6 protein-coding genes are annotated in these 14,107 nt (G+C 64.7%); all 6 read right to left on the reverse strand.

The window, feature by feature from the left end; genetic code table 11:
* Positions 1-243 precede the first annotated feature (243 nt).
* On the reverse strand, positions 244-9,108 hold the full coding sequence (locus HDC95_RS05630) for a DUF5979 domain-containing protein (protein ID WP_259062295.1): 8,865 nt from the start codon (positions 9,106-9,108) through the stop codon (positions 244-246).
* Between the two features lie 145 nt (positions 9,109-9,253).
* Positions 9,254-9,466 (reverse strand): hypothetical protein, encoded by a 213-nt coding sequence (locus tag HDC95_RS05635; RefSeq protein ID WP_259062296.1) that lies wholly within the window; start codon positions 9,464-9,466, stop codon positions 9,254-9,256.
* A 148-nt stretch (positions 9,467-9,614) separates the two neighbouring features.
* Positions 9,615-10,805 carry an elongation factor Tu gene (gene tuf, locus HDC95_RS05640; protein WP_259062297.1) on the reverse strand — a complete coding sequence of 397 codons (1,191 nt, stop codon included), beginning with the start codon at positions 10,803-10,805 and terminating at the stop codon, positions 9,615-9,617.
* Between the two features lie 147 nt (positions 10,806-10,952).
* The gene (gene fusA / locus HDC95_RS05645; protein WP_259062299.1) at positions 10,953-13,067 is read right to left on the reverse strand and encodes an elongation factor G; all 2,115 of its coding nucleotides are present in this window, start codon (positions 13,065-13,067) and stop codon (positions 10,953-10,955) included.
* Positions 13,068-13,158: 91 nt separating this feature from the next.
* Entirely contained in the window at positions 13,159-13,629 is a 471-nt protein-coding gene (rpsG, locus tag HDC95_RS05650; RefSeq protein ID WP_033106048.1) for a 30S ribosomal protein S7, read from the reverse strand.
* Between the two features lie 5 nt (positions 13,630-13,634).
* Positions 13,635-14,003, reverse strand: a complete 369-nt coding sequence (gene rpsL / locus HDC95_RS05655; protein WP_033106047.1) for a 30S ribosomal protein S12 — start codon at positions 14,001-14,003, stop codon at positions 13,635-13,637.
* Between the last annotated feature and the right edge of the window lie 104 nt (positions 14,004-14,107).

Raw genomic sequence — 14,107 nt, forward strand, 5'->3', positions numbered from 1 at the left:
CGTGGAGGCGAGGTGAGGCATCGGCGCACGGACGGCGCACGACGCGTGATGATCCCCAACATCATTCCCCAGATTTGCGCGCAGCAACAGCTGCGCATTCGCAGTTCACCGAACCCCTTCGATGAACCGAGCCGCAAGATCCCCAGGCGGCTGGATTCATACTAGTCGAACCCGGGAAGAACTCACCACACGAGAACGGGGTGGATGCGATCGTCGCATCCACCCCGTCTCTTGTTCAGGCGATTAAACCTCCTCGCGGCGGCGCCCTCCGGCCAGAAGCAGAGCGAGCCCGGCGAACAGGACGAGCGGGATCGCGCCCCACACGATCGGCGGTACAACGAGGCCCGTCCTCGGCAGATCCTTCACGAACTCGTTCGTGATCTCGACCTGCACGTCTCCGACAGCGGAGACATCAGCCGATGTGCCGTCGACCGAGAGGGGCGAGCCGCCGTCGACTGCGACCGAGATCGCGGTGCGCACTGCCCCGCCGGTCTCGGTCTCCGCGATGACGCAGTCTGCCCCTGCAGGCAGGTTGGAGAAGGTGGCCTGGTAGCCACCCTCCACTCGCAGTTCGCGCTCCGCATCGCCGGGGATCACGAATTCGGCACCGTCAACCGTGCACTGCAGGTCAACGGTGAATACGCCGCGTGCACCGTCCGCATCCAGATCGCCGGTGACCTTCTTGGTCACCGTGATCGACGAGACGTCGAATGTGTTGGTCGCAGTCACTGTCGACGAGCTGCCTGCACCGACGGCGACGATGCCGTCGCTCGGGTCGAAAGCGGTACTGGTGGCGTTGCCGGCATCCGTCTCCTCGACTATGCAAGAGGTGTTGGTCGGGTACGGACCGAACGAGCGGGTGTCTCCGCTCACGAGTGAGAAGGTCGCGTCCAACAGCGTCTGCCCGTCGTACGTGCACACGGCGGTGAATTCGAACGTGCCCATTCCGTACAGGTTCGCTCCCTCACCGTCGACGACCTTCTGCACGACAAGCACACCGGCATCGAAGCCGTTGGTGAACTCGACGGCCGCAGGCGTCACGCCGACGTGCACCGAGGCACTCGCGTCGCCGTTGTCTGTGACGTTGTCTCCGACGACGACGACGCTGTCTGCGTTGCCGCCGACTTCTGTGACGAGGCAGTCAGCACGGGCGGGGATGGTGTTCTCGTCCGCAGTGAACGTCGCGTCGGCCTCGAGAGTGAAGGCCAACTCCGCCGCTCCCCCGTCGAAGGTCACCGGGATGCCGGTGGCGCTCGTGCAGGTGAGGGTGAAGTCGAACGGGCCGTACTCGGCCTCGGCCGCTGCATCCACCCGCTTGGTGACCGACAGGCCGGAGAAGGCGTAGTCGTTCACGAGCTCAGCGATCTGCTCGGCGGGCACCTCTTCGTCGGCTGCGACGACAGTATCCACCGTCACGGTCGTGTCCGAGTCTGGACGACTGGTCTCCCCGAAGTCGCCGACCTCACCCTGCTCGGTCACCTCGCACACGGCACCGGTCGGGATGCCGTCTATGCGGGAGGCGAAGCCGTTCGCCGCGGTGAGCGCGACGGTGGCGTTCGCACCGAGGTCGACTGCCGTGCCGCCGACGGTGCACATCACGTCGGCGAGGAACTCGCCGCTCGCGTAGGCGGCGGCGTCGCCCGTGATCGACTTGCGTACTTCGATCGAACTGAGCGAGAAGGTGTTCGTCACCGTCACGGTCGCCATCGTGTTCTCGTCGGCGGTGATGAGCACGGTGCCATCGGCCGGTGCGTACGCGGTCTCGGTGGCGCCAGCGGCATTCGTCTCGTCGACGATGCACTCGGTGCCGGTCGGGAAGGCGCCGTACGACGTCTCCTCGCCCGCGCCGAGTACGAACGATGCGTCCAGCAGCGTCTGCCCGCGATAGGTGCACACCGCAGTGAAGGCGAAGGGGCCGTTGCCGTAGAGCTCGCCGCCCGCGCCGTCGACGTTCTTCTGGATCGTGAGGGTGCCCGCATCGAACACGTTGGTGTACTCCACGTTCACCGGGTCAGGCCCGACCTCGACTTCGGCACGTCCGTCACCGAGGTCGGTGACAGCGGGGCTAGCGACGGTGATGCTGTTCGCCGCGGCACTGTCGACCTCGGTGATCAGGCACGTGGAGTTCGCCGGAATGGTGTCCTCCGGTACCGTGAACGTCTCGTCGGTGGCGAGCGTGAACGCGTACTCGGCCACGTCACCATCGAAGAGAACCGGGATGCCGGAACGACTGATGCAGGAAAGGGTGAACTCGAACGGGCCGTACTCGGCATCCGCTCCGCTCTGTACGCGCTTGACGACCGAAAGCCCGGAGTAGGTGTATTCGTTGACGATCGACGCCGTCTGCGATGCGGGCACGTCCTGCGTGTCATCCACCACGGTCTCCACGTCGATCTCCGAGGGGCTGCCCGTGCGTCCGGTCTCACCGAACTCGCCGACCTCGCCCTGCTCGGTCACCGTGCAGTCGGCGCCGGTGGGGATGGCGTCGACACGGGAGGAGAAGCCGTTCGCCTCATTGAGCTCGACCACGCCGTCCGCGCCGAGCGGGACGTCGATGCCACGCACCGAGCAGACCACATCGACGCGGAACTCGGCGGCGGCGAAGGACGCCGCGTCACCGGTGACCGACTTGTCGACCTGGATGGAGGTGAGATCGAACGTGTTGGTCGCGATGACCGCGTTCGTCGCGCCTTCCTCTGTGCTGATCACGACTGTGCCGTCGGCGGGATCGATGGCAGTGCGGGTGGCTCCACCTGTCGCGGTCTCCTCGACGACGCAGCTCGTGCCGGTCGGGTAGACCCCGAAAGTGCGCTGCCCGTTCGGATCGAGGGTGAATGCGGTCTCCAGCAGGGTCTGACCGCGGTAGGTGCACACGGCTGTGAACTCGAACGGGCCCGCTCCGTAGAGGGAGGCGCCTTCGCCGTCGACGACCTTGCTCACGCTGAGCACCCCGCTGTTGAAGCCGTTCGTGAACTCGACCGCCGCATCCGTCGTGCCTACGAGCACCGATGCAGTGCCGTCGCGGTTGTCGGTGACGTTGTCTCCGACGATGACGATCTCATCCGCATCCGTACTGTCAGCTTCGGAGACCAGGCAGGTGGCCCGTGCCGGGATCGTGTCCTCGGGGGCGGTGAAGGTCTCACCATCGGAGAGGGTGAACGCGAGTTCGGTCTCATCGCCCTCGAACACCACCGGCGTGCCGACTGCGGTCGTGCACGAGAGGGTGAAGTCGAAGGGACCGAACTCACCCTGGTCTGCGTCGGTGTCGACGGTCTTCGTGACCGACAGGCCCGAGTACGCGTACTCGTTGCCGATCACGGCGATCTGCGCCTCCGGCACCGCGCCCTGACGGTTCTCTTCGGCGACCACCAGGGTTACCGGGCTGCCGCTGCGAGTGGTCTCACCGAACTCGCCGACCGGTCCTTGCTCCGTCACGTCGCACGAGGCGCCGAACGGGATGCCATCGATGCGCTGCGAGTACTCGTTCGCGGAGTTCAGCTCGACCACCGCGAGCTCGCCCATGTCGAGTGCGACCCCCTGGATCGTGCACACGACGTCGAAGCGGAATTCATCCGGCGCGTAGCCGGAAGCATCACCGGTGACCTCCTTGGAGAACTGGATCGAACCGGTCACCAGGTGAACGCCAACACGGTTCGGGGCGATCTTGCCGTAGCTCGTCGCATTCCGGAAGAGGAACTTCGCGCCGAACTGGTTCCACGCGAACGTGTCGTCGACCGGCACCACGCCGGGGGCACCGCTCGGGTCGTCGACCGACGCGACGGTGTTCGACGTGCTGTAGGTCACATCGACGAAGGCGCCCGGGTTGAGTCCAGCGGTGCCGAAGTTCAGGCTGATCCGCAGGCCGGAGACGTTCTTCCAGTCCTCGTCGGCGATCGAGTCGGCGAGCACCCACTGCTCACCGTTCTGCGCACACGGCTCCTGGTTCTGAAGGTTGCCGTATGTACCGACGCAGACGTCGGGCGAGAAGGTGACCTCGATCACGCCCGTGGTGCCGGCTGGTGCGGTGATCTCGAGATCGTCGAGCATCTGCGGGCGGTACTGCGAGCCGCGCGATGTACCCGAAAGCAGCAACCGGTCACCGGCGACGGGGAACTGATCGATGAGAACGGCCTCGTTCAACACCGTTGTGCCCGCGTTCTGCGCGCGCAGGATCCAGTGATCCGTGCCGCCGATCACACTGTTCGCCGCGCACGGGGAGCGATAGTACGCCCCGCCGGTGGCGACGAAGTTCTGCTGACAGATCGCGGTCGGGTTGTTCGGGATAATCGCACCAGCGCGCTCACCGCGCACGCCCTTCACGACGTACAGGTTGTTCGACGTTGACGGCTGCACGTATTCGGTCGTGCCGCATGTGCGATCGTCGTCATCCCACGCATCGGTCAGCGCGCTCGGCCTTGCGGCGTCGGTGCACTGCTCGAGGTTCTCCACCGTGCTCACGGTGAACTCGTTGATCGCGCGCTCGCCGGTCTGCAGTCCGGGCTGCAGCTCGAGCAGGATGCGGATGCTGAACGTCTCACCCGGGAGCATTTGAGCGCCCTGCGCCCAGGTGAACACGAGATCATCACCCTCGAGCGAGAGCCCCTCAGGCAGCGGCAGAGAACCGTCGGGCTGTTGCGAGTACACCGGCTCGTCGCCGAGGTACTTCAGCGACACCGGAGGCGCATCGCGCAGTTCGGTGATCGAAAGATATCCGGTGCCGGTGTTGGTGAACGTCAGATCCCACGGCACCATGTCACCGATGTTCGCGACTCGGGAAGTGCCGTCGTTGACCTGCTTGTGCACATCGATCGAGAACGTGCCGGGGCTCATCGCGACGGTGGCCGCGGCCTCCCTCGCTTCGGACGATTCGCCGTTGAGCCGATCAGCGATGACGACGACCTCGTTGTCTACAGTGAGACGGTCTTCGAGATCGATCACGTCACCGCTGTCGCGGAACGTGTCGCGCAACTGCACGGTGAACGCGGTGGCCGTGGTCCACGCAGGGGTGGGGTACACGTCGGAGAAGAACCCGCCGTCCTCACGCGAGAACTGCATGCGGATGCCCTGGATGTCGCCATACTGGCCAGCGTCGACGGGGACCGTCGCTTCGGCGAACGGTGTCGCAGCCGATTCGACCCATGCCGGTTCGCCGTCAGCGCCGAACGGCCCGAACACGGCTACTGAGACACGATCCGAGCCTGCAGGGGCGTTGATCGCACCGAGGCCGGTGAAGTCGAAGGAGTTCCAGAAGTCAGGTGAGCTCGTTAGGTCGTCGGTCAGCGTCACCTGTGCCGGCGGCAGGGTGCTCACCGGATCGGTGCCCTGATTCGCGCCGATCGTCACGGTGACGGGATCGTGACGGGTGGGTTCGGTCAACGCGTTCGGCGCGATTGTCTTGGTGGCGCCGACGTTGATGTCGCCACCGGTCAGCACCACGTTGACATCGTCGCCGTCGCCGGTTGCGGTGCCCTCGGCCAGAATCGGGTCGTACGACTGTGCAAACACTCGGTTGGCGACGTCGACGGTCTCATTGGCTGCAACGACCTGCGGGTTGCCGGTCTCGCGAATGGTCGTGCGCAGCTGCGTGTCGAGCACGACGTTCAGCCTGTTGGCGGCAGTGATCGTGCCACCAGTGGTGACAGGATCAGACCCTTGGAATGTGACACTGATGCCGACGACCGTCGCCAGATCGGCGGCACTGGCCGCGTTGACGGCGGTCGCGGTGGTCTGCTCCGAGACGTATGCGTCGCTCTCGTAGCGCAGCAGCCACACCGTGGACGCATCCAGGTCGACCTGCGACGGGATCGTTGCCGAGATAGTGGCCTTTTTGAGGTCGAACCGGTTGAACGGTGTGCCCTGACCGTCGGCGGTGAGCCAGTCGATATCGGCGGTGAACGGGTCCGCGAGCGCGCCCGCCCTCGTGGCCTCGCTCTGACATAGCGCTGCATCGTCTGAATCTGTACACGCCGGCGGATCGGTCACACGAACGTAGGACGCCTTCGAGACGGAGTCGTTCTTCGCCTGAAGCGTGAATGTCGTGGTCGGGTAGCCCGCAGCATCCGTGCCCTCGCGCGGCACATACAGCGGACCAGCATTGCTGACCGACTTTTCGACCACGACGCCGGGGCCGGGGTTCGTGATCAGGATCGTGTCGTTGTCGGTGTCGCTGACGACGTCTCCGCCTGCCAGTGGCGTGCCGTCGATGCGCGCGGAGTTGTCGACCACGCCGGCGTCTGCCGTGTTGTACGTCGCCGTCTCGGTCACCCAGGCGCCGTCGGAGCGCTTCTGATCGCGGATCTGCCAGGTGAGATCGAAGGTGCGCTGCACGCTGCCGGAGCCCACGCCCGTTCCGGGCAGTGGTGCGTACGGGTCGTAGCTCGGCCCCGCCTGAGCAGCGGCTTCACGCGCCGGAGTGTTCTCCGCCAGCAGGATGCGTACCCCTGTCGTGTCAGCGCGTTGCTGGGGCGTCAGCGCGTAGCCGACGAACGCGCCGTTCTGAATCCACCCGGCCGCAGGGACCGCAACTGCAGTCCACTGCCCGCCGATGAACAGCTCGACGGCGGTGATGCTGTCATAGCGCAAGAACCAGCCGTTCGAGAACGGCTCAGTGTCGGCATTGATCACGTTGAGGCGCGAGAGGTCGAAGGCGTCGAACACCGTTTCCTCGACAGAGCCGTTCGGGTCACCGAACGCGGCATCCGGTGCCGAATCGGTGATCGCGATCTCTTCGTACCCGCTGCCCACACGCCAACTCAGCGTCGTGGTGCGGTTCTGCTGCGACTGGGCTGCTACGGTCTCCTGATTCCAGTGCTTGTCGATACCGACCGGGCCGGTGCCGGTCAGAGTCTCGACGGTTCCTGCAGCAACACCCTCGTCGTCGTCGGTGAGCGGCGTGCCCGCTTCTGTCGCGCCGGTGCCGGTCGTCGTCGCGTGGTTCTCGTACGTCACCGGCTCGTCGGGAGCGGGCGTGGTCGGGTCGCCGGAGCGCAGGTCTGAACGGGCCTCGGAGACCACGTAGGGGGTGACGGTCGTGTCAGAGGCGAAGCCATCGGCGTTATCGAAGGTGAAACGGATGCCGGTGACATCGGTGATGTCGACCCCACCCGGGAGCAGCGCCTGGATCTGGGCTTCGCTGAGCGAGATGAGCTGCGCCTCATCCTGCCGCGGATACACCTGCAGGTCGATCCAGGTCCCGTCCGCTCCTCGGACCTGGATGGTCAGCGACGTGTTGCCCGGTACCTGAGTGGATGCGACGGAGCGGAGGTTGAAGGCGTCCCAGAAGCCGCCGTCTCCCGTCCAGGCATCCTCGACGACGATCTGTCTCGCGGTGACGTAGTCGGAGGTGGTCTTGAGGTTCGACGCGAGCCGTGTCACGACTGTCTCCCCCGGCTGAACCGAGGAGGACGGGCGGATGCTCTTGGTCAGCGTGACATCGATGGCGGGCTCGAGCAGTGTGAGCGTCGCGTCATCGACGGCGTCGTCAGTGACGCCGTTCTGTGCGGTGACCGTCGTGGTGGCGGTGTTCGTCGTGTTGCGAGAGCCGGCGCCCGCCGCAACGGCGTCTTCGGAGGTGTTGATCGTGAAGTCGATGCCGGTCGAGCTTCCTGACTCGATGCCGCCGTCTTCTGCGGTGAACACGATTTCGAAGCCGGAGATCAGTACGCCGGGCAACGCGGGGATGGCACCGTCGACGAGGGGTATCTCGATGTCTGCGCTGCCGTCGAGCGGGTGGTAAACGAGGGTCCCCGCCGTCGCCGTCGCGGGCCAGGTGGGCGCAGCGGTGAAGCCACCGAAGGTGATGTCCTCATCGAAGTAGTCGAGGTCTGCGACGCGCAGGATGTTGACGCCGACGTCGGAGGAGTTCGTGCCGACGATACGCGCGGCGGCGGTGTCGCCGGCTGCCAGACGCGACGGCGTGATGTCCTTCGTGGTCGCGGCGGCGATCGCGGCCGGAGTGAGCTCGTATGAGGCGTTGGCGGTATCGGACACGGGGTCGCGGCCCTCGACTGCGGCAGTGCCCTGGACCACGTTGTCGACGGTCTGCACCGAGACGGAGAGATCATCGCCTGTGTCGCGCTGCGTCGCGCGCTGTTCCAGGTTCAGGGACACGCTGCCGGTGGCGCCCAGTTGGATGGACTCGCCGGTGTATGTGACACGGATGCCGCCGACATCAGCGGGATCGAGGTCGCTGGGCAGCGCAAGCTCTGCAGATGGAGGCCCGGGTACCCATGTCCACGTGCCGTCGGCCTGCTTCAAGTAGAGATCGACCTGCACTGCGTCTGCACCCGCGGGCAGGGCGGTGTCGCCGAAGCCGGTGAAGTCGGTGATGGTGAAGGGGTTGCTCGGATCGAGTGCGCTCGCACCGTCTGCTGCGGTCTGCGGTTCTTGGATGACGAGCGTTTCGACCGGGCCGTTGGAGGCGTTGGTCACTCCGAGGGCGATGGTCGATGCCTGCCCGGGGCTGAAGCTCTGCGAGTTCGGGTTCCACTGCTTGGTCGCATCGACGGCGATGACAGCGGGAGTCAGGATGGTGATGGTGGCGTCGTCGGCGTCTGGCGCCGAATTGTCGGCGAGCGTTTCGGCAGTGTTGGTGATCACCCGGGTGCCCGGGGTCAGGTCGTCGGGCACCTGCAGGGTGATGGTGACGGTGAACGTGTTGCCTTCTTCGAGGCCGGTGCCGGCCGGAGAGACGGTAGGGCCGATGAAGTCGATGTGCAGCGCGGTGTCTGCGGTGAGCGACGCAGGGTTCGTCGAGCTCGTCTCACCGTCGACGGTCCATGTGACGTCGCGCGGCACGGTCGCCGCGGCGGGCGAGTAGTTGACGTTCTGCACTGGGTAGCCTGCGAGCTCTGCGGGCAGCGCGTCGTCGAGAGTCGCATTTTGGCACGCCGACTCGGAACAGTTCACCGCGATCGTGTAGGTGAACGGCTGCCCCGGCGATACCTCTTCGGGGGCAACGCTCTTCCTGACAGTGAGGAACTGTGGATCGCCCTCGGCTGCGCTCGCGGCCATAGTCGTCGACGTGAGGCCGGCGACAGCCAGAATCAAGACCAGGGCTCCGGCCCAGAAGGTGCGGAGACCGCGGGAGATACGGGATTCGACGACCACGACTTTTGTTCTCTCTATCTGACGCACCTGAGACAGCCGCTCTTCTGTGCAACTCCCGCTAGCATCCTATCGGTTCGCTGAGCATGAAAGCGGCCACCCACAGAAAAGGCGACGCACCGTAGTGCGCCGCCTTCTCGTGAGATCGTTATTCGTTACCGACGGCCTTGTCAGCACTGTCGCGGATCTCGTCGATCTTCGCTGCTGCCCCGGGTGCGATTTTCTTGGCGAAGTCGGCGACGCCGTCGAGAACCTTGTCGCTCACGTCCTCGGCCTGCTCGCTCTTGACGGCCTCCGCAATCTTGTCCTTGTTCTGCTCATACAGATCCTTGCCCTGGTTGACGAGGTCGTCGATGCCCATTGCGGTTCCCCCTACGGTTGTGATGTCGGCAGAGCCTGCCGCTCAATCCCATTTTGCACGGTAACCGCACCGAACGGAACCCTGATCTCTTCCAGACGACAAAGGGGCCGAGCCCGAAGGCTCGACCCCTTTGCGAAGTAAGAGGTTCCTACTTGATGATGCTGGTGACCGTACCGGCACCCACGGTGCGCCCACCCTCACGGATGGCGAAGCCGAGGCCCTCTTCCATGGCGATCGGCTGGATCAGCTCGACCGTCATGTCGGTGGTGTCGCCAGGCATGACCATCTCGGTGCCCTCAGGCAGGGAGATGACGCCGGTGACATCGGTGGTGCGGAAGTAGAACTGCGGGCGGTAGTTCGTGTAGAACGGGTTGTGACGGCCACCCTCGTCCTTGGAGAGGATGTAGGCGGTGCCCTCGAAGTTCGTGTGAGGGGTGACCGAGCCCGGCTGAACGACGACCTGGCCGCGCTCGACGTCTTCACGCTTCAGACCGCGAAGCAGCAGACCACAGTTCTCGCCGGCCCATGCCTCGTCGAGCTGCTTGTGGAACATCTCGATACCCGTGACCGTGGTCTTCTGCGTCGGGCGGATGCCGACGATCTCGACCTCGGAGTTGATCTTGAGGGTTCCACGCTCGGCGCGGCCGGTGACGACAGTTCCACGACCGGTGATCGTGAAGACGTCCTCGACCGGCATGAGGAAGGGCTTGTCGCGGTCGCGCTCCGGGTCCGGAACGCTGTTGTCGACGGCTTCCATGAGCTCGACGATCTTGTTGACCCACTTCTCGTCGCCCTCGAGCGCCTTGAGCGCCGAGACCTGAACGACAGGAGCGTCCTCGTCGAAGCCCTGGGCCGCGAGCAGCTCGCGAACCTCGAGCTCGACGAGCTCCAGGATCTCCTCGTCATCGACCATGTCGCTCTTATTCAGCGCGACGAGCAGGTACGGCACGCCGACCTGCTTGGCGAGCAGAACGTGCTCACGGGTCTGAGCCATCGGACCGTCGGTGGCGGCGACCACGAGGATGGCGCCGTCCATCTGGGCTGCACCGGTGATCATGTTCTTGACGTAGTCGGCGTGGCCGGGAGCGTCAACGTGCGCGTAGTGGCGCTTGGGGGTCTCGTACTCGATGTGCGAGATGTTGATCGTGATACCACGCTGGCGCTCTTCCGGCGCCGAGTCGATGGAAGCGAAGTCACGCTGCACGTTGGTGTCGGACGGGTACTTGTCAGCGAGCACCTTGGAGATGGCTGCCGACAGCGTCGTCTTGCCGTGGTCGACGTGACCGATCGTTCCGATGTTCACGTGCGGCTTGGTGCGCTCGAACTTGGCCTTGGCCACTTGGTCCTCCTCAGGACGTTCGTGTAGAGATTGCCGAGCACTGGATTGTGACCGGTTCCCTACGGGGTTTGATTCTCAGTTTAGTAGAGAGAGCTTTGTGAAGTTGTGTGTTGTCCGGGCGGCCGCAGGCCGCCCGGACGAAAGGGCTTACTCGCCCTTGGTCTTCTGGACGATCTCGTCGGCCACGGCCCTGGGGACCTCGGCGTAGGAGTGGAACTCCATCGAGTACACCGCGCGACCAGAGGTCTTCGAGCGCAGGTCGCCGATGTATCCGAACATCTCGGACAGCGGAACCTGTGCACGGACGACCTTGACGCCGGCGGCGTCCTCCATCGACTGGATCTGACCACGACGCGAGTTCAGGTCACCGATGACGTCACCCATGTACTCCTCAGGAGTACGGACCTCGACGGCCATCAGCGGCTCGAGAAGCACAGGGTTGGCGCGACGCAGGGCTTCCTTCATGCCCATCGATCCAGCGATCTTGAACGCCATCTCCGAGGAGTCGACGTCGTGCGCTGCACCATCGACGATGGTCGCCTTGACGCCCACGATCGGGAAGCCGGCGAGAACGCCGACGTTCATGGAGTCCTGGAAACCGGCATCGATGGAGCCGATGTACTCACGCGGGATGCGACCACCGGTGACGGCGTTCACGAACTCGTAGGTCTTCTCGGCGTCCAGGTCGAGCGGCTCGATGTTGAACTGGATCTTCGCGAACTGACCCGATCCACCGGTCTGCTTCTTGTGCGTGTAGTCGTACTTCTCGACGGACTTCTTGATCGTCTCGCGGTACGCCACCTGCGGCTTGCCGACGTTCGCCTCGACGTTGAACTCGCGCTTCATGCGATCCACGAGGATGTCGAGGTGCAGTTCGCCCATGCCCTTGATGGTCGTCTGACCGGTCTCGGGGTTGAGTTCGGTGCGGAAGGTCGGGTCCTCCTCAGCGAGCTTCTGGATGGCGACACCCAGCTTCTCCTGGTCGGCCTTGGTCTTCGGCTCGATCGCGACCTCGATGACGGGCTCGGGGAACGTCATCGACTCGAGGACGACCGGGGACGTCGGGTCGGTGAGGGTGTCACCGGTGGTGGTGTCCTTGAGACCGATGACCGCGTAGATGTTTCCGGCGGTGACCGAGGGAACCGGGATCTCCTTGTTGGCGTGCATCTGGAAGATCTTCCCGATGCGCTCCTTCTTGCCCTTGGTCGAGTTGACGACCGCGGAACCGGAGTCGAGGTGACCCGAGTAGACGCGAACGTAAGTGAGGCGACCGAAGAACGGGTGCACCGCCACCTTGAACGCGAGAGCGGCGAACGGGTCGTTCGCATCGGGGTGACGCTCGACGATCGTGTCGTAGTCCTTCGGGTCGTGCGCCTGAATGGCACCGACGTCGAGCGGGTTCGGCAGGTAATCGATGACTGCGTCGAGCATCGGCTGCACGCCGCGGTTCTTGAACGCCGAACCGCACAGGACCGGGTAGATCTCCGAAGCGACGGTCAGCTTGCGGATCGCTCCCTTGATCTCGGCGACCGAGAGCTCTTCGCCGCCGAAGAACTTCTCCAGCAGCGCGTCGTCGGTCTCTGCGACGGTCTCGAGGAGCAGCTGACGGTACTCGGCAGCCTTCTCCTTGAGGTCAGCAGGAATCTCCTGGATCTCGTACTTGGCGCCCATGGTCACGTCGCCCTTGGAGTCACCCTCCCAGACGAGTGCACGCATCTCGACGAGGTCGATGACGCCGACGAAGTCGTTCTCCGCACCGATCGGCAGCTGGATCACGAGCGGCTTGGCGCCGAGGCGGTTGATGATCGTGTCGACCGTGAAGTAGAAGTCAGCGCCGAGCTTGTCCATCTTGTTGACGAAGCAGATGCGCGGAACGTTGTACTTGTCAGCCTGACGCCACACGGTCTCGGACTGGGGCTCGACGCCCTCCTTGCCGTCGAAGACGGCGACTGCGCCATCGAGGACGCGGAGCGAGCGCTCCACCTCGACGGTGAAGTCGACGTGACCGGGGGTGTCGATGATGTTGATCTGGTTCTTGTCCCAGTAGCAGGTCACGGCGGCAGACGTGATCGTGATGCCGCGCTCCTTCTCCTGCTCCATCCAGTCGGTGGTCGAGGCGCCATCGTGCGTCTCGCCGAGCTTGTGGTTGACGCCCGTGTAGAACAGGATGCGCTCGGTGGTGGTGGTCTTGCCGGCATCGATGTGCGCCATGATGCCGATGTTGCGGACCTTGCTCAGGTCGGTGAGCACGTCTTGTGCCACAGGAGTGTCCTTATCTTCGAGATGTCGCTGAGCGACGAGGTGAAGGGTGCTCGGTCAGGGGCGGAGGCCGCCCCTGACCGGGCGAAGCTGTTTACCAGCGGTAGTGAGCGAACGCGCGGTTCGACTCGGCCATCTTGTGAGTGTCCTCACGACGCTTGACCGCAGCGCCCAGACCGTTCGAGGCATCCAGGATCTCGTTCTGGAGACGCTCGGTCATGGTCTTCTCACGGCGACCCTTGGCGTAGCTGACGAGCCAGCGCAGCGCGAGGGTGTTCGCACGGTGAGGCTTGACCTCGACCGGGACCTGGTAGGTCGAGCCGCCGACGCGGCGGCTGCGGACCTCGAGGGTGGGGCGCACGTTGTCGAGCGCCTTCTTCAGCGTGGCGACGGCATCCTGGCTATTCTTCGCCTCGACGCCGCGGAGGGCGCCGTAGACGATCGACTCTGCCAGCGACTTCTTGCCGTCGACGAGGATCTTGTTCACCAGCGAGGTGACGATCGGAGCGCCGTATACCGGGTCGTTGACGACGGGGCGCTTGGGGGCGGGACCCTTACGAGGCATCTAACTCAACCCTTCTTCGCGCCGTAGCGGGAACGAGCCTGCTTACGGTTCTTGACTGCCTGGGTGTCCAGGGCGCCGCGGACGATCTTGTAACGCACACCGGGGAGGTCCTTGACACGACCGCCGCGGACGAGCACCAGGGAGTGCTCCTGCAGGTTGTGGCCCTCGCCGGGGATGTAGGCGGTGACCTCGGCCCCGTTGCGGAGCTTCACACGAGCGACCTTGCGCATCGCCGAGTTCGGCTTCTTCGGGGTGGTGGTGTAGACGCGGGTGCATACCCCGGCCTGCTGCGGGTTCGACTTGAGCGCCGGCGCCTTGGTCTTGGTGACCTTGGGCGAGCGACCCTTGCGAACCAACTGCTGAATGGTTGGCACGTTCTCTCCTCATAATGCTGCACGGTGACAGCGTGATGGGTTTCACATCATGACCCACCGGCACGCCGGAATCGACGTGCTTTTGGTGTGATGGGTATGCCGTG

Origin of the sequence: Microbacterium sp. AK031, assembly GCF_024807145.1 — a bacterium.
In the GTDB taxonomy this organism is placed as follows: domain Bacteria; phylum Actinomycetota; class Actinomycetes; order Actinomycetales; family Microbacteriaceae; genus Microbacterium.

Excerpts from the sequence above, each read along its gene's own strand:
- HDC95_RS05635 (WP_259062296.1), bottom strand. The coding sequence starts at position 9,466 with ATGGGCATCGACGACCTCGTCAACCAGGGCAAGGATCTGTATGAGCAG.
- rpsG (WP_033106048.1), bottom strand. The coding sequence starts at position 13,629 with ATGCCTCGTAAGGGTCCCGCCCCCAAGCGCCCCGTCGTCAACGACCCG.